At 65.2% G+C, this 21,301-nt stretch carries 20 protein-coding genes; 7 read left to right on the forward strand and 13 right to left on the reverse strand.

The window, feature by feature from the left end; all coding sequences use genetic code 11:
- Window positions 1–2 precede the first annotated feature (2 nt).
- Window positions 3–971 carry a 4-hydroxy-3-methylbut-2-enyl diphosphate reductase gene (gene ispH / locus ACKWRH_RS42725; protein WP_445218439.1) on the reverse strand — a complete coding sequence of 323 codons (969 nt, stop codon included), beginning with the start codon at window positions 969–971 and terminating at the stop codon, window positions 3–5.
- Window positions 972–1,236: 265 nt separating this feature from the next.
- On the opposite strand from ispH, the gene ACKWRH_RS42730 reads away from it, so the two are divergent.
- Window positions 1,237–1,932 (forward strand): DUF1013 domain-containing protein, encoded by a 696-nt coding sequence (locus tag ACKWRH_RS42730; RefSeq protein ID WP_445218440.1) that lies wholly within the window; start codon window positions 1,237–1,239, stop codon window positions 1,930–1,932.
- Window positions 1,933–2,237: 305 nt separating this feature from the next.
- Here ACKWRH_RS42730 and ACKWRH_RS42735 read toward each other — a convergent pair whose 3' ends face one another.
- The 5 genes from ACKWRH_RS42735 to ACKWRH_RS42755 all read right to left on the reverse strand — a co-directional run bounded on the left by ACKWRH_RS42735 (window position 2,238) and on the right by ACKWRH_RS42755 (window position 7,538).
- Entirely contained in the window at window positions 2,238–2,444 is a 207-nt protein-coding gene (locus ACKWRH_RS42735) for a DUF6494 family protein (protein WP_100232227.1), read from the reverse strand.
- A gap of 25 nt (window positions 2,445–2,469) precedes the next feature.
- Complete coding sequence (locus ACKWRH_RS42740) at window positions 2,470–2,739, reverse strand: hypothetical protein (RefSeq protein ID WP_354121469.1); 270 nt, start codon at window positions 2,737–2,739, stop codon at window positions 2,470–2,472.
- A 276-nt stretch (window positions 2,740–3,015) separates the two neighbouring features.
- Window positions 3,016–4,926, reverse strand: a complete 1,911-nt coding sequence (locus ACKWRH_RS42745) for a propionyl-CoA synthetase (RefSeq protein ID WP_445218441.1) — start codon at window positions 4,924–4,926, stop codon at window positions 3,016–3,018.
- A 334-nt stretch (window positions 4,927–5,260) separates the two neighbouring features.
- Entirely contained in the window at window positions 5,261–6,646 is a 1,386-nt protein-coding gene (locus tag ACKWRH_RS42750) for a tetratricopeptide repeat protein (RefSeq protein WP_445218442.1), read from the reverse strand.
- A gap of 127 nt (window positions 6,647–6,773) precedes the next feature.
- Window positions 6,774–7,538 carry a tetratricopeptide repeat protein gene (locus tag ACKWRH_RS42755; RefSeq protein WP_445218443.1) on the reverse strand — a complete coding sequence of 255 codons (765 nt, stop codon included), beginning with the start codon at window positions 7,536–7,538 and terminating at the stop codon, window positions 6,774–6,776.
- 118 nt (window positions 7,539–7,656) lie between these two features.
- Here ACKWRH_RS42755 and ACKWRH_RS42760 point away from each other — a divergent pair, with 118 nt between their 5' ends.
- Complete coding sequence (locus ACKWRH_RS42760; protein WP_445218444.1) at window positions 7,657–9,234, forward strand: cation:proton antiporter; 1,578 nt, start codon at window positions 7,657–7,659, stop codon at window positions 9,232–9,234.
- 214 nt (window positions 9,235–9,448) lie between these two features.
- Complete coding sequence (locus ACKWRH_RS42765) at window positions 9,449–10,219, forward strand: hypothetical protein (RefSeq protein ID WP_445218445.1); 771 nt, start codon at window positions 9,449–9,451, stop codon at window positions 10,217–10,219.
- A 189-nt stretch (window positions 10,220–10,408) separates the two neighbouring features.
- On the opposite strand, the gene ACKWRH_RS42770 is transcribed toward ACKWRH_RS42765, so the two are convergent.
- From ACKWRH_RS42770 to ACKWRH_RS42790, 5 genes are all read right to left on the reverse strand, one after another.
- A complete protein-coding gene (locus tag ACKWRH_RS42770) occupies window positions 10,409–11,215 on the reverse strand; it encodes an SDR family NAD(P)-dependent oxidoreductase (protein WP_063985858.1) in 807 nt (268 codons plus the stop codon).
- Window positions 11,216–11,261: 46 nt separating this feature from the next.
- Window positions 11,262–11,675, reverse strand: coding sequence for a DUF1850 domain-containing protein (locus tag ACKWRH_RS42775; protein WP_445218446.1), 414 nt, complete (start codon window positions 11,673–11,675; stop codon window positions 11,262–11,264).
- Window positions 11,636–13,753, reverse strand: a complete 2,118-nt coding sequence (locus ACKWRH_RS42780; RefSeq protein WP_445218447.1) for a TRAP transporter permease — start codon at window positions 13,751–13,753, stop codon at window positions 11,636–11,638. Before ACKWRH_RS42780 ends, ACKWRH_RS42775 begins: the two co-directional genes overlap by 40 nt.
- A 159-nt stretch (window positions 13,754–13,912) precedes the next feature.
- Window positions 13,913–14,860, reverse strand: coding sequence for a TAXI family TRAP transporter solute-binding subunit (locus ACKWRH_RS42785; RefSeq protein WP_445218448.1), 948 nt, complete (start codon window positions 14,858–14,860; stop codon window positions 13,913–13,915).
- Between the two features lie 196 nt (window positions 14,861–15,056).
- Window positions 15,057–15,536, reverse strand: coding sequence for a hypothetical protein (locus ACKWRH_RS42790; RefSeq protein ID WP_445218449.1), 480 nt, complete (start codon window positions 15,534–15,536; stop codon window positions 15,057–15,059).
- 197 nt (window positions 15,537–15,733) lie between these two features.
- Here ACKWRH_RS42790 and ACKWRH_RS42795 point away from each other — a divergent pair, with 197 nt between their 5' ends.
- The gene (locus ACKWRH_RS42795) at window positions 15,734–16,042 is read left to right on the forward strand and encodes a hypothetical protein (protein WP_445222575.1); all 309 of its coding nucleotides are present in this window, start codon (window positions 15,734–15,736) and stop codon (window positions 16,040–16,042) included.
- A gap of 148 nt (window positions 16,043–16,190) precedes the next feature.
- Here ACKWRH_RS42795 and ACKWRH_RS42800 read toward each other — a convergent pair whose 3' ends face one another.
- Window positions 16,191–17,405 carry a hypothetical protein gene (locus ACKWRH_RS42800; RefSeq protein ID WP_445218450.1) on the reverse strand — a complete coding sequence of 405 codons (1,215 nt, stop codon included), beginning with the start codon at window positions 17,403–17,405 and terminating at the stop codon, window positions 16,191–16,193.
- 56 nt (window positions 17,406–17,461) lie between these two features.
- A complete protein-coding gene (locus ACKWRH_RS42805; protein WP_445218451.1) occupies window positions 17,462–18,088 on the reverse strand; it encodes an NUDIX hydrolase in 627 nt (208 codons plus the stop codon).
- A gap of 71 nt (window positions 18,089–18,159) precedes the next feature.
- On the opposite strand from ACKWRH_RS42805, the gene ACKWRH_RS42810 reads away from it, so the two are divergent.
- From ACKWRH_RS42810 to ACKWRH_RS42820, 3 genes are all read left to right on the forward strand, one after another.
- Window positions 18,160–18,585: a PaaI family thioesterase gene (locus ACKWRH_RS42810; RefSeq protein WP_028159161.1), complete on the forward strand. Its 426-nt coding sequence runs from the start codon at window positions 18,160–18,162 to the stop codon at window positions 18,583–18,585.
- 308 nt (window positions 18,586–18,893) lie between these two features.
- Window positions 18,894–19,916, forward strand: a complete 1,023-nt coding sequence (locus tag ACKWRH_RS42815; protein WP_445218452.1) for an aldo/keto reductase — start codon at window positions 18,894–18,896, stop codon at window positions 19,914–19,916.
- 11 nt (window positions 19,917–19,927) lie between these two features.
- Window positions 19,928–21,244, forward strand: coding sequence for a tetratricopeptide repeat protein (locus ACKWRH_RS42820; RefSeq protein WP_445218453.1), 1,317 nt, complete (start codon window positions 19,928–19,930; stop codon window positions 21,242–21,244).
- The last annotated feature ends 57 nt before the right edge of the window (window positions 21,245–21,301 follow it).

Below are 21,301 nucleotides of genomic sequence, written 5' to 3' on the forward strand. Positions count from 1 at the left end.
GTCTACTCGGCGGCGGCTTCGGGGCGCACCTGGCGCGGCAGCGGGAAGAACTCGTTCTCTTCCGCGGCAGAGACCGTCTCCACATGCAGCGTGTAGCGCTCGGCGAAGGCGTCCATGATCTCCTCGACGATCACTTCCGGCGCCGACGCGCCCGCGGTGATGCCGAGGCTCTTGATGTTGCCGAACTTGTCCCAGTCGATGTCGGCGGCGCGCTGCGCCAGCACGGCGATCCCGCAGCCCTCGCGCTCGGCGACCTCGCGCAGGCGCTGCGAGTTCGACGAATTGGGGGCGCCGACAACGATGAGCGCGTCGACCACCGGCGCCACCTTCTTCACCGCGAGCTGGCGGTTGGTGGTGGCGTAGCAGATGTCTTCCTTGTGCGGGCCGTTGATGTTCGGGAAGCGCTCCTTGAGCAGCGCCACGATCTCGGCGGTGTCGTCGATCGACAGCGTGGTCTGGGTCACGAAGGCGATGTTGTCGGGGTTCTTCGGGACGATTGTCTTGGCGTCCTCGGCGGTCTCGATCAGGGTCACGGCGCCAACCGGAAGCTGGCCGAGCGTGCCGACCACTTCAGGGTGGTGGGAGTGGCCGATCAGGAAGATCTCGCGGCCGCGCTTGAAGTGGATCGCGGCCTCGCGGTGCACCTTGGTTACCAGCGGGCAGGTCGCATCCAGCGAGAACAAATTGCGGGACGTGGCGTCGGCCGGGACCGATTTCGGCACGCCATGGGCCGAGAACACCACCGGCGCGGTGGTGTTTTCCGGGATTTCGGCGAGCTCTTCGACGAAGATCGCGCCCTTCTTCTTCAACCCGTCGACGACGTATTTGTTGTGCACAATCTCATGGCGAACATAGACGGGGGCGCCGTATTTATCGAGCGCCCGCTCCACGGTGTCGATCGCCCGGACCACCCCGGCGCAGAAGCCACGGGGAGAACAAAGCACGATCTTGAGGTCTGGTTTGGCTGACATTGAGCGATCTCGGGACCGAATCACCCGTTTCGCCTTCTGGCGGGGGCGGTCAATGGATGGAATTGAGCTTTAATGGGTCTGCTAGGACTTTACAGGCGCTTCCAAGGGAATTGGGCCCCCTTTCGGGCGCTGTCAAGGCACTATCTATAGCAGAACCATTGCGTGGCTAGCCCCTCCGGGCTTATATAGCGCGAATTCCCTGTCATCGCTGATGACCACCGGTTTCGCCTCCAGAGGGGTGGGCGAAGCACAAAGGAGATTTGCCATGAGCAACGCACCTCTGATGCCCAAGGCGACCGCCGTCTGGCTGCTCGACAACACCGCGCTGACCTTCGACCAGGTCGCCGATTTCACCAAGATGCATCCCCTCGAGGTGCGCGCGATCGCCGACGGCGACGCTGCCCAGGGCATCAAGGGCATGGATCCCCTCTCCAACGGCCAGCTGACCCGCGAGGAGATCGAGAAGGGCGAGAGGAACCCGGACTACCGGCTCCGCCTTCAGGAGAGCAAGGTCGTGCTGCCGCCCCAGCCCAAGCGCAAGGGCCCGCGCTACACTCCGGTCTCCCGCCGCCATGAGCGCCCGAGCGCCATCCTCTGGCTGCTGCGCAGCCATCCGGAGCTCAAGGACGCCCAGATCATGCGCTTGGTCGGCACCACCAAGAGCACCATCGCCAGCGTTCGTGACCGCACCCACTGGAACACCTCCCAGCTGACCCCGATCGACCCGGTGACCCTTGGCCTTTGCTCGCAGATCGAGCTCGATTTCGAAGTGGCGCGCGCCGCGAAGGAAAAGCCGATCGACGCAGCCTATGGCGGCGCGACCCTGCTGCCGGCTTCCGAGACCACCAAGAAGGACGAGTTCGAGCCGGCCGAGCGCTCCAGCGACGACCTCAACGTCGACGCCGTGTTCGCCAAGCTGAAGACGCTCGGCGGCAAGAAGCAGGACGAGGAGGAGGAGTAAGGCTCCGCTCTCCGTTGCTATCGAATGCAAACGCGGCGGAAAACCCGCCGCGTTCTTGTTTTCCGGAGACGAGGAAGAGAGTGCCTCGCCGCTCCACTGCCTCCGCGTCGTCATTGCGAGGAGCACTTGCGACAAAGCAATCCAGGATCGCATCCGCCGATGCAGTTCTGGATTGCTTCGCTGCGCTCGCAATGACGGATCAAGCGGAAAGCGATGCACAGCTTACGGCCGCTCCGGATGGCTCAGTGTACGCTGGCGGCGGTCGGCACGGGAGCCGTCAACGTGCGATTCACGCAAACGGCAAATCAGCCCAGCTCGATCGTGTTGTTGACCTCGTGGACGAGTCCGACGCTGTCGATCGTCAGCACCATCTTCGCGTTGAGCTTCTCATGGCCCTTGATCCGGCCCGCCGCGATGGCGTCGCGCACGGCCTTCTCGATCTCACGCTGCGAGGTGACGCCGACTTGCTTCAGGAATTTACGCAGGCTGGTGTTGAACTGGTCCTCGTTCATAACGGCCTCCGTTGAGCGGGGCGGCCTACGGCCGCTCGGGATGGTTCAGCATGTACTCGCCGAGATCGCGCTGACGGCGGTCGGACCGGGCGGTGGCAGCGTTGCGCTGGACGTCGCGGTCCTTGCGGCAGGCCACGTATTCGGGCGAGCCCTGCGCATAGCCGCGACTCTGACAGACCGCGTCGTCATCGTCACCGCCCACCGCCACCGGCGTCTGGTAGCGCGCGGAGCAGGCGGAGAGAGCGACGGCGAGCAGCACGGCGACAAGCAGGCGCGGCGCGGTGGCGAGTGGCATACGAGGTCCCCTGTTGGCCGGCCCTGTTTAGCCCGGAATGAGGAGATTGTAAGTCGGCAAGGCCCGGTTTCCCATTGCGGTCATGCCCCGCGACCCGGCTACGCCAAGGCTTCGCCGGGGTTGAGATCCAGGGGCGCCGAAGCTTTAGCGTAGGCGGCAGGCGGGGCATCCAGTACTCCGCGGCGGTCATTGGGTCACACAATTACGGCCGCGGAGTACTGGATCGCCCGCATGCGCGGGCGATGACAGCAGAACGCGTTCAAAGGCCGTCGCGCCTCACACCCTGCCCTTCAGCGCCTCGCCGATCTCGTCCAGCACCTTGGGATCCTCGATCGTGGCCGGCATGGTCCAGGCTGCGCCATCGGCGATCTTCTTGATGGTACCGCGCAGGATCTTCCCCGAGCGCGTCTTCGGCAGGCGGCCGACGGTGATGGCGAGCTTGAAGGCGGCGACGGGGCCGAGCCTGTCGCGCACCAGCGCGACGATCTCTTTCTCTATTTCTGCCGGCGGCCGCTTCACGCCGGCCTTGAGCACCAGGAAGCCGCAGGGCACCTCGCCCTTGATCGCATCCTTGACGCCGAGCACGGCACATTCGGCGACATCCGGATGCGAGGCCAGAATCTCCTCCATGCCGCCGGTGGAGAGCCTGTGGCCGGCGACGTTGATGATGTCGTCAGTGCGGCCCATGACGAAGACATAGCCGTCCTCATCCTTGTAGCCGGCGTCCGAGGTTTTGTAGTAGCCGGGGAATTCAGTGAGATAGGCGTCCTTGAAGCGCGCATCCTGATTCCACAGCGTCGGCAGGCAACCCGGCGGCATCGGCAGCTTGATGACGATCGAGCCCATGGTGTTGGGGCCGACGGGCTTTGCGGCTTCGTCGACGACGTCGACCTGGTAGCCCGGCATCGGCACCGTCGGCGAGCCATGCTTCACCGGCAGCATGCCGAGACCGACCGGGTTGCCGGCGATGCACCAGCCCGTCTCGGTCTGCCACCAATGGTCGATCACCGGCACCTTCAACTGCTGCTCCGCCCATTCCACCGTCGGCGGATCGGCACGCTCGCCGGCGAGGAACAGCGTGCGGAATTGCGACAGGTCGTATTGCCGGATGAACTTGCCTTCCGGATCCTCCTTGCGGATCGCGCGGAACGCCGTCGGTGCGGTGAAGAAGGCGACCGCCTTGTGCTCGCTGATGACGCGCCAGAACGCGCCGGCATCGGGTGTGCCGATTGGCTTGCCCTCGTACATGATCGACGTCGCACCATGCAGCAGCGGGCCATAGATGATGTAGCTGTGGCCGACCACCCAGCCGATGTCGGAGCCACACCACCAGACCTCGCCCGGCTTGACGCCATAGAGATTGAACATCGACCATTTCACCGCGACGAGATGGCCGCCATTGTCGCGCACGACCCCCTTGGGGATACCTGTGGTGCCCGAGGTGTAGAGGATGTAGAGCGGATCGGTGGCGGCGACAGGCACGCAAGGGGCCTTCTTGCCGTCGTTCATCGCCTTGCGGCGCAGGCTCGCCCAATCGTAGTCGCGGCCCGGCGTGAGGTCGCAGATGTGCTCGGAACGTTGCAGCACGATGCAGGCCTTCGGCTTCGTGCCCGCAAGCTTGATCGCCTCGTCGAGCAGCGGCTTGTACTGCACGATCCGGCCGGGCTCGATGCCGCAGCTTGCGGAGAGAATGAGCTTCGGCTGCGCGTCGTCGATGCGGGTTGCGAGTTCCTTGGCGGCAAAGCCGCCGAACACCACCGAGTGCACCGCGCCGATGCGCGCGCAGGCGAGCATCGCGACGACGGCCTCCGGCACCATCGGCATATAGAGGATGACGCGATCGCCCTTGGCGACGCCAAAATCCTGCATGATGGCGGCGAGCGCCTGCACCTCACCCAATAGCTCGGCATAGGTGAACTTGGTGACCGAGCCCGTCAGCGGCGAATCATGGATCAGCGCGACCTGGTCGGCGCGGCCGCGTTCGACATGGCGGTCGAGCGCGTTGTAGCAGGTGTTGACGACGCCCCCCATGAACCAGCGGCCGTAGACGCCCTGCGAGGCATCGAAGATCGTCTTCGGCGGCTCGATCCAGTCGATCTCCGTGGCCGCCTCGGCCCAGAAGCCCTGGGGATCAGCCAGCGAGCGCGCATGGACCTCGTGATAGAGGCTCGTTCCCTTGACGTTCATTCCCGCGCTCCCGTTCCCTTTTCGCCTGGCCTCGACCTGACCGACAGGACGAGCGTCCCGCCATGACAGGGATCAAGTGCCGGCGTTGTTTGAGGGGTATTTTCCCGGGAACGGGCCGCGGTTCAAGCTGAAAAGGATGGGCCTTTTGGGGGAGGGAAGAAAGGCCATCGAGGCAAGCTGGAGCCACAGCAAAGGTGGGCCCTCTCCCCCCTGCGGGGGAGAGCGGGACAGAGGGGTGGCCACGAACTCAGTCTGGAGTTTGTGGCTTCCCCTCTCCCGGGCCCTCCCCCCCCCGCAAGGGGGGAGGGAACGCAGTGTGCGCGTAGAGGCTCTCTCAACTCTCCATCGCATTCAGCCGCTGCAACCGATCCTGCATGATCTTCTTCAGATCGTAGCCCGGCCGGCCGAAGCTCGCATTCCGGGTGGCGAGGAAATCGCGCTGGGTCCTGCGGAGGTCGCCGGCCGAACGGCCTTTCGTGACCTTCAGCACCCGCTCATAGGTCTCGGCGATCTGGCGATCGAGCACGCCGAGTTGCGGATCGGCGCAGATCACCTTCTCGACCTCGCGCTTCGCCGTGGCGCAATCGAACGACGGGCCGTTGCCGGAATTCGCCGCGAGCGGACGCAGCGGCTCGGCGCCGAACTTCGCGATCTCCGCGATCACAGTGCGGCGGCCGTTGGCCGCATTCTCGTTGCCGGGATCGAGCTTCAGCGCCGTCTCGTAATCGGCCAGCGCCTTCTTGCGCTCGCCCATCTTCTTGTAGAGCACGGCGCGGTTGTTGTAGGTCTGCGCGAAATTCGGATCGATCTTGAGCGCAGCCTCGTAGTCGCTGAGCGCCGCGCCAAGCTCGCCCTTGAGCTGGTAGGAATCGCCGCGGTTGGTGAAGAAGTTCGGCCGCGGCGCCAGCCGCAGCGCCTGGTCGTAGTCGGCGATCGCCTTGTCGTACTCACCCATCGCGGCCAGCACCAGGCCACGATTGTCGTAGTATTCGGGGACCTTCGGATCGAGTTTGATCGCCTCGCCGTCATCGGCGGCCGCCTTGTCGAGCTGGCCGAGCTTCTTGTAGGCCGCGCCGCGATTGGTGTAGGTGCGCGGCCGGTTCGGATCGAGCCGCAGCGCCTCGCTGAGATCACGGATCGCCTTCTCGTTGTCGCCGCCGAGATAATGGTTCACGCCGCGGTCGGACCAGGCCTGCGCATCATCCGGCTTCAGCTTGATCGCCTGATCGTAATCGGCGAGCGCGCGGTCGAGCCGGCGCTGATTGGTGTAGACGACGCCGCGCAGCTCGTAGGCTTCCGCGTCCTGCGGATCGAGTTCGATGGCCCTGCTGAGGTCAGCCGCGGCACGATTGAGATCGCCGCCGGCCTCGCGCAGCAGGTCGCCGCGCAGGCGCCATGCCTTTGCATTCTTGCCGTCCAGCGCGATGGCGCGGTCGATATCCCGCAGCGCCTGCGTGAGGCCGCCTGAGGTTCGCGCATTGGCGTCGGCGCGCACCAGCAGCGCGGCGGCGCGGTCGGAGCTCGAATTGGTGGTTTGGTCGATGATGGCGCCGCACGCCGTGATCAGTTCGGCAGGCGCAGCCTTGCTACCCATCACGCAATCGACGGCAGCAGAGGCCGGGGCGGCGAGGACAAGGCTCATCGCGGCGCTGAGCAGGAAGGCGCGAAGCGGGATTTTGGCAAACGGGAACATTTGCGCGGAAGAACGCGTGCCGCACATCAGGAAGACTCCGTGACATCAGGTTTTCACCATTGTCGCGGCGGGCAAGGGATGGGTTCAATTCGGCCCTGTTGGGACGTAACGCCGCCTGCTCCCTCGCCCCGCTTGCGGGGAGAGGCGAAGAACCTCAATACCCATCTACCCCGTTGATCCGCTGCAGCCGCTCCTGCATCGCCTTCTTCAGATCATAGCCCGGCCGGCCAAATCCGGCATTGCGGCGGGCAATGAACTCGTCCTGCGCGCGCTGAAGCGCCTTGGCTTCCGCGGGATTGCGCGCCTCCCGTATCACGCGGGCATTCGACGCAAAAATCTCCCGATCGAGATCGGCGAGCTCGCGGTTGGCGCAGATCGCCTTCTCGACCGCCCGGGCCGCACTCCTGCAATTGAAGCTGGGCTTGCCGGCCACCGCCATCTGCGCGCCGATCCGCTCGAGCTCGCGCGCCATCGCCTTGTGATTGGCCTTGGCCTTCTCGTGGTTCGGATCGATCTTCAGCGCAGCGCCGAAATCCTGCACCGCCTTCGGCTTGTCGCCCTTCTTCAGCCAGAGTTCGCCGCGGGCGTTGAAGAGGTCGGCCAGGGTCGGATCGAGCTGAAGAGCGCGGCTGTCGTCGGCGATCGCACGGTCGACCTGGTCATGCCGCGCATAAAGCGCGCCGCGCGCGACCAGCGCCTTGACCAGGTCCGCCTTGGCCGTCTTCTCGTTGTCGATGACGGAAGCGCAGGCGGAGCCGGCCTTGTCCATGTCGTCGGCGGCAGCAGCAGCGAGGCACGGCGCGACATCGACCTGCACGACGGCGGCGGGCTCGCCGCCGGTCGCGGCATGGGCCGCCCCGAGCGAAAGCGCACAGAGCGCCACCGCACCAGACAATCGAATGAGATTTTGAGAACGCATGCTTGCTGCAGTCGGAAAGTCTTGGCTTGAATCTTGGCCTGGATCTTGGCTTGGGTCTTGGCTTGGGTCTTGCCTTGAGGGCGCACTATCCATCATACGGCCGGATTGGTGCTAGCTTGTGGCACAGCCAAAATCGGTTTCGGGGATCAACGTGTCGACATTCGAATGGATCATCGTGCTTCTGCTCGGCGCCGTTGCATTATCGGCGCTGGCGCGGCGGATCAAGGTCCCCTACCCGACCTTTCTCGCCATCGGCGGCGCGCTGATCGCCTTCGTGCCGAACAGCCCGTCCTGGACGCTCGAACCCGACCTCGCCTTGGCGCTTTTTGTCGCACCGGTGCTGATGGATGCCGCCTTCGACACCTCGCTGCGCGATCTCCGCAACAACTGGGTTCCGGTCTCGACCCTGGTGGTCGCCGCGGTCGGCCTGACCACGGTCGGCGTGGCCTTCGTCGCGCACCGGCTGATGCCTGACATGCCCTGGGCCGCCGCCATCGCGCTCGGCGCCATCGTGGCACCGCCGGATGCCGCGGCCGCGGTTGCGATCCTGAGCCAGGTCAAGCTGCCCTATCGCATGGTGAAGGTCCTGGAAGGCGAGAGCCTGCTCAACGACGCCAGCGCGCTCCTGATCTATCGCATCGCGGTCGGCGCGGTCGTCATGGAGCATCTGAAATGGAGCGAGGTCGCGCCGACGATTGCACTCGGGCTGGTCGGCAGCGTCCTCGCCGGTCTTTTGGCCGGGCGCATCATCCCGCTGTTGCTGGAACGCGTAAAGGAAGCGCCGAGCGCGATCATCGTGCAGTTCGCCACCACCTTCATGGTCTGGATCGCAGCCGAGCATCTCGGCCTCTCCGGCATCCTCACCATCGTCGTCTACGCCATCACCGTCGCGCGCACGGCGGGGGCGCGCATGCCGGCGCGGTTGCGGGTGCCGTCCTATGCGGTCTGGGAGACGATGGTGTTCGTGCTCAACGTGCTCGCCTTCATGCTGATCGGCATGCAGATGCGGCCGATCTGGACGCGGCTCGACGCGGAGGTGCGCTGGGAATATTGCGTGGCTGCCGCCTGGATCCTGCTCACGGTGGTCCTGGTGCGGCTTGCCTGGATCACGTTCTACCGCACCACGCTGCGCGTCCTGATCGCGCACGGCATCTATCACCCGAAGGATCCGAAGCAGGTCGCCTCGCCGAAGGGCGGCCTCATCATCTCCTGGTGTGGCATGCGCGGTCTCGTCACGCTCGCCACCGCCTTCGCCCTGCCGGAAAACTTCCCCTATCGCGACTTCATCGTCTTCATCGCCTTTGCGGTGGTGCTGGGCTCGCTGGTCATCCAGGGCCTGACCCTGCGGCCGCTGATCCTCGCCTTCGGCCTCAAGGACGACGATCCCGTCGGTATCGAGGTCGCGCGCGCCCGCGCAATCGCCTATCGCGCCGCGCTCGATGCGATCGAGGACGATCCGTCGGAGGAAGCCGAAATCCTGCGGCTCGAATACCGCGCCATCCTGATGCAGGCCGACGACGATCCGCACGGCGGCATCGCCAACGGCGAGTTGCCCGCCGATCCCCTGCGCCGCCGCGCCATCGAGGCTGCGCGCAAATCGATCCTCGGCCTTCGCGATACCGAAGTGATCGGCGACGACGCGTTTCACCGGATCGAGGAAGAGCTCGATCGCGCAGAATTGAGCGCGGGGGGATAGGTCCGCAAACGCCGCCGTCGTCCCGGACAAGCGAAGCGCAGATTCGGGACCCATACGCCGCAGCAATAGTTTTGCGAAGACTCGGAGTTACCAGCTTCGCGTCAAACCGCTCCCTGTGGTTATGGGTCCCGGGCTCGCGCTACGCGCGCCCCGGGACGACGTTGAAGGGGCGGTCTGCGTTGAACCAAACGCACCCCACCCAGACTCATTCCAGATGACGACCTTGATCGACGACCGTCGTGTACGCGCGCGTGATGCGTCGCCTGCACGGCATTTTTATCTTAATATGGCACTGGCCTGTGCGGCCACCGCGTTTCTCGGCTTCGCGCCGACCTACTTCGTACCGCTCGCACAGCGGACGTTTTCGGCGAGCCCGGTAATTCATTTTCACGGCCTCTTGTTCTTCACCTGGTCTCTCTATTTCGTGATCCAGACTTGGCTCGCGGCGTCGGGCCGCGTGGTCAATCACCGCGCGCTCGGGATTGCCGGCGTGTCGCTTGCGACCGCGATGACGATCTTCGGCTTCCTCGCCTCGGTGCATGTGATGCAGCACGCCGCCGCACTTGGGCAAAAGGATGCCGGCATCGGCTTCTCGATCGTGCCGATGAGCGGCATCGCGTTCTTCGCGGTGGTGTTCGTGCTCGCGATCATCAACACGCGAAAGCCCGAGCTTCACAAGCGCCTGATGCTGCTTGCCGCGGTCTCGATCCTCGATGCCGCGATCGCGCGCTGGTTCATTACTTTCCTCGCGCCTCCCGGGCCGCCCGGCCCGCCGGCGGTGCCCGTCACGATCGCCCCGGCCGTGGTCGCCTCGCTCCTGCTCGTCGTCGCCATGGTGCGCGACTGGCGCGCCGATGGCCGCGTGCACCCGGTCTACATTTACGGCACGCTCGCGCTGCTGGCGGTGAAGGTGCTGAACTGGCCGATCAGCGAGAGTGCCGCGTGGCATTCGTTTGCCGGAGGCATTCTGGCGTTGGCGCAGTAGTCGCCAAACACTCCACTGTCGTCCCGGACAAGCGCAGCGAAGCGGAGCGCCGATCCGGGACCCATAACCACAGGAAGTGGTTTGGCGAAGACTCGAAGTTACCAGCTCGCGCTACGACTGCTCCCTGTGGCTATGGGTCCCGGGTTCGCGCTTTGCGCGCCCCGGGACGACAGCGGAGTATGAGGCGCGTTAAGCCCCCGCCTTGCACGTGATCCCGCCGTCGACGACCAGCTCGATCCCCGTCACATATTTCGACTCGTCCGACGCAAGGAACAGCGCGGCATTGGCGACGTCCCAGGCCTCGCCCATGTGCCCCATCGGCACCTGCGCATCGCGGGCGCGCCACATCGCTTCGACGTCGCCCTTGGCGTAGCTATTCGCGAGACCCGCGGAATGCTCCACCATCGGCGTCTTCATCAGGCCGGGCAGGATTGCATTCACCCGCACATGGTTCTTCGCGAACTCGATCGCAGTGGAGCGCGTCAGCTGGTTCATCGCCGCCTTGCTGGCATTGTAGCTGACATACGAAATCCCGACATGCCGGATCGAGGCGATCGAGGAGATGTTGATGATCGAGCCGCCGCCCTGCTTCACCATCACGGGGACGACGTGCTTCATGGCGAGATAGGCGCTCTTGAGATTGACAGTGAAGACGCGGTCCCAGCTCTCCTCGGCGACCTCGACCACGCTGCCCATCTCGGCGATGCCGACATTGTTGTCGAGCACGTCGATGCGGCCATAGGCCTTCAGGCACGCCGCCACCATCGCCTCGATCTCGCTCGCGCGCGAGACGTCCGCGGTGAAGGCAGTCGCATTGCCGCCCTCACCCGTGATGATCTTCGCGGTCTCCTCGGCTGCAGCACCGTTGCGGTCGACGCAAAACACCTGCGCGCCCTCGCGCGCAAAGGTCACCGCGGTCGCCTTGCCGTTGCCCCAACCGGGCCCGATCGAGCCGGCGCCCACCACCATCGCAACCTTGCCCTTGAGCCGATCCATCGCGTGTCTCCCGTGTTGTTGTTCATTGTAGCCCGGGCGTGGCGAGCTACGGATCGTTGCAGACCTTCATCGTCGTGACGTTAGCACCAATGGGATGCCCGACAATCTCCGAAAGAGTCCGGCAGCTTCCATCATGGCATAACCGCCATTCCCCGGCCGCGCCCGAATTGCCGAGCACGACCTCCGGCATCGGTGCACGCTGCGGCTGCCATTGAAACCAGCCGTCGACGAGCCGTGCCTCGGGCGGCGGCTCCATGCCGGGGCCGGTGCCTTTGACCCGCGCCTGCACCAGTTCGAGGCCGGCAGGCGTGATGCGCCAGTCCTCCTGCCAATCGACCTTCGCGATCGAATGCGTCCACACCAGCGTGAAGGCTGAAAGCGCCAGCGCTTTCGCGCCTGAAGCTGTTGCGAAGCAGAGGCTCACGCCGCTTCGACGATGGCCGGCGGACGCTGCCGCCATTGCCACAGCACGAGCGCGGCGGAGAGCAGGAAGCCCACGGTGTCGCTGAAGGCGAAGTCGCCGAGCAGGCACAGCGCGGCGCCGAGCGCGACCACGCGTTCAAGCAGCGTCAGCCGCGTGAACAGGAAGCCGATCGCGACCATGCCGAACAGCGCGATCGCCACCAGTGCCTTAAAGCTCGCGAGCGCCACCGCGCCGTAGAAGCCGAGCTTGGCCGCCATGGGATCGCCGGCCTGCAACATCAGCGCCGGCGAATAGACGAAGATGAAGGGGATGACGTAGCCGGCAAGCGCGATGCGCATCGCCTCCCAGCCGATCTTGTCCGGGTTCTCCTTCGCGATCGGCGCCGCCGCCAATGCGGCAAGCGCCACCGGCGGCGAGAGGTCGGCCATGATGCCGTAATAGAACGCGAACATGTGGCTCGCGATCAGGGGCACGCCGAGCTTCGCCAGCGCCGGCGCGGCAAGCGCGGCGGTGATGATGTAGGTCGGAATGGTCGGGATGCCCGTGCCGAGCAGGATCGACAGCAGCATGGTCATGATCAGGGCCAGGAACAGGCTCTTCTCGCCGAGCCCGATCACCCAGCCCCCGAAGATGGTGCCGACGCCGGTCTGCGACATCATGCCGATGATGACGCCGACAATGGCGCAGGCCATGCCGACGGTGATCGCGGATTTGGCGCTCTCGGCCAACGCATCGCGGCAGTCGCGCAGGGCTTTAAACCCGCCACGGACGAACGCGGTGATCACGATCAATCCGACCACGACGCTCGCGACCGGCACGATCTGCAAGCCGTCACGCGACAGCGCGGCAACGACGAGTGCAAGCCCGATCCAGAAGATGTAGCGGATCACCATCGACGAGGCGCCGGCGGTAATGCTGGCACCGAGGATCAGCGTCACCGTCAGTGCGAGGCCCATGCTGCCGGCATAGAGCGGCGTAAAGCCTTCGAACAGCATGTAGACCAGCGCAGCGAGCGGCAGCACGAGGTACCAGCGCGTTACCAGCGCCTTCCAGGCGCTCGGGATTTCCGAGCGCTTCATGCCGACGAGACCGTGCTTGCCGGCCTCCAGATGCACCATCCAGAAGGCAGACGCGAAATAGAGGATGGCGGGGATCGCCGCCGCCTTGACGATTTCCGAGTACTGGACGCCGAGCGTCTCCGCCATGATGAAGGCGACCGCGCCCATCACCGGCGGCATGATCTGCCCGCCCATCGAGGCCGTCGCCTCGACGCCCGCCGCAAACGCGCGGCGATAGCCGAACTTGATCATCAGGGGAATCGTGAACTGGCCGACCGTGACGACGTTGGCGACGCCGGAGCCGGAGATGGTGCCCATCATGCCCGAGGCGAACACTGCGACCTTGGCGGGGCCGCCGCGGGTCCTGCCAAATAGCCCTAGAGAAACGTCGGTGAACAGCTGGATCATGCCGGCGCGTTCCAGGAACGAGCCGAACAGGATGAACAGGAAGATGTAGGTCGCCGAGACGTAGATTGGCACCCCATAAAAGCCTTCGGTGCCGAATGACAGATGCGTGACGATCTGGTCGAAATCATAGCCGCGATGGTTGAGCGGCGACGGCAGATACTGCCCGAAGAACCAGTAGACGAGACACGCGCCGCACATCAGCGGCAGCGCCGCGCCCATCAGGCGCCGCGTGCCCTCGAAGATCAGCACCGCGAGCAGGGTGCCGACCGCAAGATCGAGCCGCGTCGGATCGCCGTCGCGCGCGATCAAATCGGCATAGAAGATCCATTGATAGAGGCCGCAGAAGAAGCCGGCGGCGCCGATCACCCAGCCAAGCGCGCGACCGGCATTGCTCTTCGCGGTGAAGTTGGCGATCAGGCCGAAGGTAAGGAGAACGAGGAAGCCGACATGGACGCCGCGCACCACCTGGCTCGGCAAATAGTTGAATGCGGCGACATAGAGCTGGAAGGTCGCAAACGCGATGCCGATCCAGTAGGCGAGATTGCCCCACCAGCCCGGGCCAAAACCTTCCGGAAAACCATGCTCGAAATTGTCGAACTCGACCTTGACCTTCTCGGGCGCCGCCGCGGTGCCCTCTGCCTGCAACATCGATAATTCCCCGCGCCCTGTTGGGTCGTCGTTATAGCAAAGGCACTGTTCCCGCACACGTCATGGCCGGGCTTGTCCCGGCCATCCACGGTCACACCGCCTCCAAGAACGTGGATGCCCGGGACAAGCCCGGGCATGACGATACGGAGGAAGCCGATCTTACTTGATCAGCCCTTTTTCCTTGTAGTAGCGGATCGCGCCGGGGTGCAGCGGAACCGGGCTGCCGGTGGCGGCGGTCTCGAGCTTGATCTCCTTGCCCGCGGCGTGCGCGTTCTGCAATTCCGGCAGCGACTCGTAGATCAGCTTGGTCATCTGGTAGGCGAGATCGTCCGACACCGCGGAGCTGGTGACGAGGTAGTTCACCACGGCAGCCGTCGGGACGTCCTTGTCCTGGCCGGTATAGGTATTGGCCGGGATGATCGCCGAGATGAAGGGCGGGCCGATCTTGTCGACGGTCTCCTTCGGCACCGACACCACCGTGATCGGACTCGAGGTCGAGAGATCCTTCAGCGAGGCGACGCCAAGGCCGGCCGACTGGAGGGTCGCACCGAGCTGGCGGTTCTTCATGAGATCGACGGATTCGGCGAACGGCAGATACTCGACCTTGCCGAGGTCCTTGTAGCTCATGCCGGCAGCGCCGAGGATCGCGCGGGAATTGAGCTCGGTGCCCGACTTCGGCGCGCCGACCGACAGGCTCTTGCCCTTGAGGTCTGCGAGCGTCTTGATGCCCGATTCGGCGGTCGCGACAATCTGGATGTAGTTCGGATAGATCGCGCCGATGGTCCTGAGCTTGTCGAGCTTGGTCTTGAAGCCGGCTTCCTCGTCGCCGTCCCAGGCGGCTTTGAGCGAGTCACCCAGCGTGAAGGCGATTTCGCCGCGGCCCTGCTGGAGCAGGATCAGGTTCTCGACCGACGCCTTGGTGGCCTGCACCTGCGTCTTCACGTTCGGAATCTTGTCGCCGTAGATCTTCCCGATCGCGACCCCGAGCGGATAGTAGACGCCGGAGGTGCCGCCGGTCAGCACGTTGATGAAGGATTGCGCATGCGCGCAAGGTCCGGACGCCGCCAGGGCAAGAGCCGCGGCCACGCCGAAAATCGTCCGTTTCATGGTTGTTGTACTCCCCAAACCGGCCGGGAAATTGGCCGGATGAGGGGGACGGGTCAACCCATCCAAAAGTCACAACAGGACTGCGGTAAACGGCTGACCCGGCTCGATTTTTGGGGAACCCTCGAGGTGCGGCGTGGTGGCGCAGTCAGGGTCTGGCGCGTGTCTCGCCGCGCTGGCAAGCCTTACTCGCAAGTCCTTATTGGAAGGTCATGTCCAGGCACTTGGAGATGTCGGAGCCGAGGCCGGAGGAGATGATGATGCAGCCGCGCACTTTCTGCGCGCTGACGTCGGCGGCCCAGACCGAGTAGCCGCCGGGACCGAAGAACGAGTTGGTGTTCGGCGGCTCGGTCTCGGTGGCGTCGAAATCGTAGTGGCCGTCGGTCTCGAAGATGCGTGGCTTCTTGGTGCAGCCGCCGTCGGTCTGGACGTTGATGACTTCCTTGTTGTCGCGGGTCAGCGCGAGCGAGACCTGGCAGCGGAAATATTCCGAGGTCTTGGTATTGAAGAGGTAGGTGTAGGACTTGCAGGTCGCGGTGTTCAGCTTGCCCGGGGCGAGGCCACGGCTGCACGAAATCCGCTGGTTGTGGCTGAGCTGGTAGTCATCCGCCCGGGCCGCGGGCGCTAGCGCCGTCACCAACAGCGCGGCGGCTGAGCAGGCTTTCACGACATGGTTCATCCGAATCATCCCCCTACCAATATTTTTGTCGAATTGCGTTCTAGACTGAAAGCGGAACATAGTCGCGCGGGGACGAAGGGAAAATCACAAACTGCTGGCCAGGACTTGATGCGCTGCGGCGCTTTCGCAAATTGACCTGTAAACGCCGTTCGTGATTTGTTCAAGACGGCAACCCCAATGATGGGGAGGATGGGATGATGGCATTTTCAACGAAGACATTTGCACTTGCACTCACGGCAACGCTCGGCGCATTCAGCGCACCCGCATTGGCGCAGACCGCGGCAACGCCCTGGGAGCTCAAGCCCGACACGGGCTATGCCTATGACAAGGAAGGCAAGACCTTCTCCTACAAGATGGGCACCAGCAATGCCGGTGAACTCCTGAAGGGCGCCAAGAAGGTGCCGAAAGGCACGCTGTTCTTCATCGGCCACAACGGCCAGCTCTACATGCGCAGCGGCCCGTATCTCGAAGGCGACGGCAAGTTCAAGTTCGGGTCGGATCAGTAGGAAGCCGGCGCCACTCACTCGGTGTCATCACCCGCGAAAGCGGGTGATCCAGTATTCCAGAGGCCGTTGTGATTGAATCGAGAGGCTGCGGCGTACTGGATGCCCCGGTCAAGCCGGGGCATGACAGCGGAGGATGTGGCAGCGAGGACTAAAACGCCCCTGCCAGCTCCCGCGCGCCGGCATTGTTGCTGTTCGAGTCCATCCGCGTGTCCGTCACCGCCAGCAGCTTGGCCACCGTGTTGTGGCGGATCGCGACCGGGTTGCGCTCGTATCCGCCGCGCTGGAAGAAATTCGAGGTCGGCACCTGCTCGCGCATCGCCGGCGGCATCGTCACCATGTCGAGGCCGGTGCCGTCGCCGGTGAGGTTCATCATCTCGAGCTCGGCGGCGCTGAGCGGCCGGGTGTAGCCCTTGGCGCGCGCGAACAGCACCGAAGTCAAAAGCTTGTGGGTTTGCAGCATCGGGCCGATGTCGATGTCCAGCACCATGGCATGCATGGCCCAGCCCTGCGCGGTGTTGCCGATCTTCTCGTGCTCCGACCAGGTGTCCGGCACCGACTTCGCCTGCGCCACCATCTTCTTCAGCACGGCAAGCTTGTGCTCGAGCGGCTGGCGCGCCGGCCCCGACGTCCGCGCCACCTTGTCGGAAAGCGCACGGATGAGTTCATGCCCCTGCTCGGCCAGCAGCTCGACGCTGTTGGTGGTCAGGAGCTGGTTGTAGCCCATCGCGGTCGAGATCGCGCGCTTGCCGCCGTGTTCGATTCCGGCCTGCACGTCGTAACTGCCGGTGCCGCCGGTCTCGAACGAATAGACCCGCACCGCCTGCTCGCGCGTCAGCCCCGAGGCGAGCGCGTAGCGCGCATAAGCGCGCTTGAACTCGACCTCGCTGGACGGCCGCTGCGGCGTGAACTGGTAGAGCTCCCGCGCCGCCTGCAGGAGATCGGCGACCACCGGTATCGGCTTTCTGGCCGGGCGATCCGGCGTTTCCTCTGGCTCCGGATTCACCGGCCGCTTCGGCCCGTTATAGAGCGGCGGATGCTGCAGCACATAATCGTCAAGCGTCACCTGCTGTCCGCTGCGCCGCTTGGCGTTGCGGCCTTTCCGCTTCTCGGAGATCTGGCTCCAATAGGCACCCGCCTCTTCGTCGAAGGCCGCGCGCGCCGCCTGATATTCCTGCAGCTTGCGGCGATATTCGAGCACGGCCGGCGACGCCCCACCCTGCGCAAAAAACTGCGACAGCAACTGGGCCTTGGCATCGCGGACGGCGGGCGGCAGCGCGTCCGCCTCGCCGCCGCGCGCGGCGGGCGCAAGCAGGACGAGCGCGAATGGAACCAGCGCGAGATGTTTTCGAATCGAATGATGCATGCTGCCCTCTTAGCAGGCATCCGGTAACCGTCACGTTAACGCGCCGTTTACCATCGTCACTTCCAGGCGAACACCGGCTGTTCCAGCTCGGTGACCCGGGTGTGACGTCCCGCCAGCACCTCGCGGAACTGGTAGATCAGCGCCGCGGTCGGCGCGTGAATCAGGCTCGTCTCGTGATGGAAGCGGATCACGCGGCGGGAGCTTTCGGGGATCGCGATGAAGTCGAACGCGTCTTCGCGCTCGATCGTGGCGAGCGAAATGCGATGGACGGAGGCGACCTCATCCGGGTTCGGCCGGATCGCGGCACTGTCGGCCGTCCAGACCACCACCGGCGTGATCAGATAGCCGGAGCGAGTCGGATAATCGTCGAGCGTGCCGAGCACCTCCGCGTGCGTGAGGCGAAGACCAAGCTCCTCATCCAGCTCGCGCAGCGCCGCCTCGACCGGCGTCTCGCCGGCATCGCAGCGACCGCCCGGCAAGGCCCATTGGCCGCGATGGGCGCGCAGGTGTGACGCGCGCAGCGTGAGCAGGAATGCGGTGTCATCGCCGTCACTCGCCGCGGTCAGCGCGACCGCCACCGCGGCACGCTTCAATGCCCCCGGCGCATCATCTTCCGGCAGGCGCATGAAGGCCGCGCAGGCAGCCGCGATATTCCGCCGTGTGGCATCGTCGAATGGTCTCATGATACTTGACTACACCACGTCCGGCCCCGATGAAATGAGCTCGCAAGGCCCGCGCAGCAATGGACGACGATATGACCAACAAGGCCGCCGCAAGGCTCAAATCGGACGGCTGGAGCATCCTGGAGACCACGGGCTTCATGCACCTGATCGGCCCGTTATGGGAGCGCAAGGTCGACGGCCATTACGAATTCGCGCTCGCCACCGAGGACAAGCACCACAATCGCCGCGGCATGGTCCAGGGCGGCGTGATGATGACGTTTGCGGACCGCACCTGCGGCATGACCGCCCGCTACGTTTCCGGCAAGGAATTCATGGCGACGGTGCAGCTCGACACCCATTTCGTCGAGGCCGGCCAGATCGGCGACATCCTGATCTCCCGCCCGCGCGTGGTGCGCTCGACGCGCAGCCTCATCTTCATGAGCACCGAAGTCACCGTCGACGGCCGCTGCATCGTGATGGCGAATGGCGTGTTCAAGATCTTGAAGGGGCCGGCGTAGCGGCGCGCGGTCGGCCTGCCGCCGCTGCGTGCCATACCTACCACTGTCGTCGCCCGGCTTGACCGGGCGACCCAGTACGCCGCAGCCTCTCGGCTCAATCACATCCGCCTCGGAATACTGGATCGCCCGATCAAGTCGGGCGATGACACCGAGTGTGGGGCACGATCGTGCCCCAATCTCGTCATTGCGAGCGCAGCGGAGCAATCCAGCATCTTTCCGCGGACGCATCTCTGGATTGCTTCACTGCGCTCGCAATGACGAAACGAGATGGCTATGCTAGCGCTAACGAAGGCATCGAGGACCCGCCCATGCAATACCGCCAGCTCGGCCGCACCGGCCTGAAAGTCTCGCCGATCTGTCTGGGCACCATGATGTTCGGCGGGCCGACCGATGAAGCCGCATCAAATCGGATCATCGCCAAGGCGCATGAGGCCGGGATCAATTTCATCGACACGGCGGATGCCTATTCGAAGGGCGCATCCGAGGAGGTCGTCGGCCGCGCCATCGGCAACAACCGTCACGCCTGGGTGCTCGCTACGAAACTCGCCAACCCCATGAACAACGGAATGGGCGACGATCCCAACCGTGTCGGCCTGTCGCGCCGCTGGGTGTTGCAGGCAGCCGACGAGAGCCTGAAGCGGCTCGGCACCGACCACATCGACATCTACTATCTGCACAAGGAAGACCATGCGACGCCGCTGGAGGAGACGGTGCGCGCGATGGGCGATCTGATCCGGGCCGGCAAGGTGCGCTATTTCGGCGTCTCGAACTACCGCGCCTGGCGCGTCGCCGAGATCTGCAACATCTGCGACCGGCTCGGCATCGACCGTCCCGCGGTGAGCCAGCCTTATTACAATGCGATGAACCGCATGCCGGAGGTCGAGCATTTCCCGGCCTGTTCCTATTACGGCCTCGGCATCGTGCCCTACAGCCCGCTGGCACGCGGCGTGCTCACCGGCAAGTACAAGCCCGACGCGGCCCCGGACAAGGAGACACGCGCCGGCCGCAACGACACCCGCATGATGCAGACGGAATGGCGGCCGGAATCGCTCCAGCTCGCGCAGGAGATCAAGCACCACGCCGAGACGAAAGGCATCACCGCCGGCCAGTTCGCGGTCGCCTGGGTGCTGAACTCCGCCTTTGTCAGCTCGATCGTCGCCGGCCCGCGCACCGAGGAGCAGTGGGACGGCTACATCCGCGCGCTCGACTACCGCTTCACGGCGGATGACGAGGCGCTGATCGACAGGCTGGTCGTGCCGGGCCATCCCTCGACGCCGGGCTACAACGACCCGGCCTATCCGATCGAGGGACGTCGCGCGCGGACGGCTTGAGAGCTGAGACGATGACGGCGCACGAAGACCGCTACGGCCTTTCGCTCTCGACGTCTTCGCACGAGGCGGCAGCCGCCTATCGCGAAGGCGTCGATCTCATGCTGGCCGGCTGGACCGGCACGGCGGAGGCGCTGGAACGCGCGATTGCGGCCGATCCGGATTTCGCGCTTCCCCACATCGCCCGCGCCCGCGTCCATGCCTTCTATCAGCAGGGCGACCTCGCGCGGCAGAAGGCGGCTGTGGCACGCGAACGCGTCGCCAGGCACGGCACGGAGCGCGAGCGCTCCCATGTCGAGACCCTGGCGCTTGCGATCGAGGGCCGGCTGCCCGAGGCGATCGCATCGACGCTGAAGCATGTCGAGAGCTGGCCGCGCGACGCGGTGGTGCTGTCGCTGCCGCTCGGCGCGTTCGGTCTGTTCGCGTTCTCGGGCATGCCCGATCACGACCGCGCGCGGCACGAGCTGTGCGAGCGCGTCGCGCAGCATTATGGCGAAGACTGGTGGTTTCTCACCATGTCCGGCTGGGCCATGACGGAGAATGGCGACGTCGCGCGCGGCCGCGGCGTCACCGAGCGTGGCTTCGACCTGCGCCGTCAGAACGCCCACGCCGCGCACGCCGTGCTGCATGCGATGTTCGAGGACGGCTCGATCGACGCGGCCGACCGTCTCGTCGACGAATGGATCCCCTCTTACGACCGCACCGGCATCCTGCACGGCCATATCCGCTGGCACCAGGCGCTCGGCGCGCTCGAGCACGGCGATGCGGCGCGCGCGCTTGCGATCTACGCCGACGTGCTTCAGCCCTCCGCCACGCAGGCGCCGCCGCTCAACGTCATCACCGACGGCGCCTCGCTGCTCTGGCGTCTGTCGGCTTACGGCCACACCGTGCCGGAGGCACTCTGGCTCGAGGCCCATGCCACCGCGCAAAAACTGTTTCCGAGATCGAGCCTGCCCTTTGCCGACGTCCACATGGCGCTGTTCGCCGCGGCGACGCAGAACCAGGAGGCGCTGGCCGCGCGCCTTGCGGCGATCGAGCAGCGGCTCGGCGACGGCAAGCTGCCGGCCGGTCCCGTGGTGCCGGCGATCTGCCGTGCGCTCGTGGCCTTTGCCCGCGAGGATTACGCGTCATGCGTGCAAACGCTCGCGCCCGTCCTCAGCGAGGTCGTGCGTATCGGCGGCAGCCATGCCCAGCGCGAACTGATCGAGGATACCTACATCGTCGCGCTCATGCGCGGCGGCGAGCTGCCCCGCGCCCGCGCGCTGCTCGACGCCCGCCTGCACCGCCGGCCCTCCCTCCGCGACGCGCGCTGGCAGACGGCGACGGGCTAGCTCTGCCACGAAAAAAACATCGGTCTGGCAGCAAGTGCCTGCTAGGACGGGATGGGC

The organism is Bradyrhizobium sp. Pa8 (genome assembly GCF_052588265.1).

What these genes read in the sequence shown, in the direction of transcription:
- ACKWRH_RS42805 (WP_445218451.1), bottom strand. Translation starts at nt 18,088, where the DNA reads ATGAGACCATTCGACGATGCCACACGGCGGAATATCGCGGCTGCCTGC.
- ACKWRH_RS42765 (WP_445218445.1), top strand. Translation starts at nt 9,449, where the DNA reads ATGACGACCTTGATCGACGACCGTCGTGTACGCGCGCGTGATGCGTCG.
- ACKWRH_RS42785 (WP_445218448.1), bottom strand. Translation starts at nt 14,860, where the DNA reads ATGAAACGGACGATTTTCGGCGTGGCCGCGGCTCTTGCCCTGGCGGCG.
- ACKWRH_RS42800 (WP_445218450.1), bottom strand. Translation starts at nt 17,405, where the DNA reads ATGCATCATTCGATTCGAAAACATCTCGCGCTGGTTCCATTCGCGCTC.
- ACKWRH_RS42740 (WP_354121469.1), bottom strand. Translation starts at nt 2,739, where the DNA reads ATGCCACTCGCCACCGCGCCGCGCCTGCTTGTCGCCGTGCTGCTCGCC.
- ACKWRH_RS42745 (WP_445218441.1), bottom strand. Translation starts at nt 4,926, where the DNA reads ATGAACGTCAAGGGAACGAGCCTCTATCACGAGGTCCATGCGCGCTCG.
- ACKWRH_RS42770 (WP_063985858.1), bottom strand. Translation starts at nt 11,215, where the DNA reads ATGGATCGGCTCAAGGGCAAGGTTGCGATGGTGGTGGGCGCCGGCTCG.
- ispH (WP_445218439.1), bottom strand. Translation starts at nt 971, where the DNA reads ATGTCAGCCAAACCAGACCTCAAGATCGTGCTTTGTTCTCCCCGTGGC.
- ACKWRH_RS42780 (WP_445218447.1), bottom strand. Translation starts at nt 13,753, where the DNA reads ATGTTGCAGGCAGAGGGCACCGCGGCGGCGCCCGAGAAGGTCAAGGTC.
- ACKWRH_RS42730 (WP_445218440.1), top strand. Translation starts at nt 1,237, where the DNA reads ATGAGCAACGCACCTCTGATGCCCAAGGCGACCGCCGTCTGGCTGCTC.
- ACKWRH_RS42820 (WP_445218453.1), top strand. Translation starts at nt 19,928, where the DNA reads ATGACGGCGCACGAAGACCGCTACGGCCTTTCGCTCTCGACGTCTTCG.
- ACKWRH_RS42795 (WP_445222575.1), top strand. Translation starts at nt 15,734, where the DNA reads ATGGCATTTTCAACGAAGACATTTGCACTTGCACTCACGGCAACGCTC.
- ACKWRH_RS42755 (WP_445218443.1), bottom strand. Translation starts at nt 7,538, where the DNA reads ATGCGTTCTCAAAATCTCATTCGATTGTCTGGTGCGGTGGCGCTCTGT.
- ACKWRH_RS42735 (WP_100232227.1), bottom strand. Translation starts at nt 2,444, where the DNA reads ATGAACGAGGACCAGTTCAACACCAGCCTGCGTAAATTCCTGAAGCAA.
- ACKWRH_RS42750 (WP_445218442.1), bottom strand. Translation starts at nt 6,646, where the DNA reads ATGTGCGGCACGCGTTCTTCCGCGCAAATGTTCCCGTTTGCCAAAATC.
- ACKWRH_RS42790 (WP_445218449.1), bottom strand. Translation starts at nt 15,536, where the DNA reads ATGAACCATGTCGTGAAAGCCTGCTCAGCCGCCGCGCTGTTGGTGACG.
- ACKWRH_RS42775 (WP_445218446.1), bottom strand. Translation starts at nt 11,675, where the DNA reads ATGGCGGCAGCGTCCGCCGGCCATCGTCGAAGCGGCGTGAGCCTCTGC.
- ACKWRH_RS42810 (WP_028159161.1), top strand. Translation starts at nt 18,160, where the DNA reads ATGACCAACAAGGCCGCCGCAAGGCTCAAATCGGACGGCTGGAGCATC.
- ACKWRH_RS42815 (WP_445218452.1), top strand. Translation starts at nt 18,894, where the DNA reads ATGCAATACCGCCAGCTCGGCCGCACCGGCCTGAAAGTCTCGCCGATC.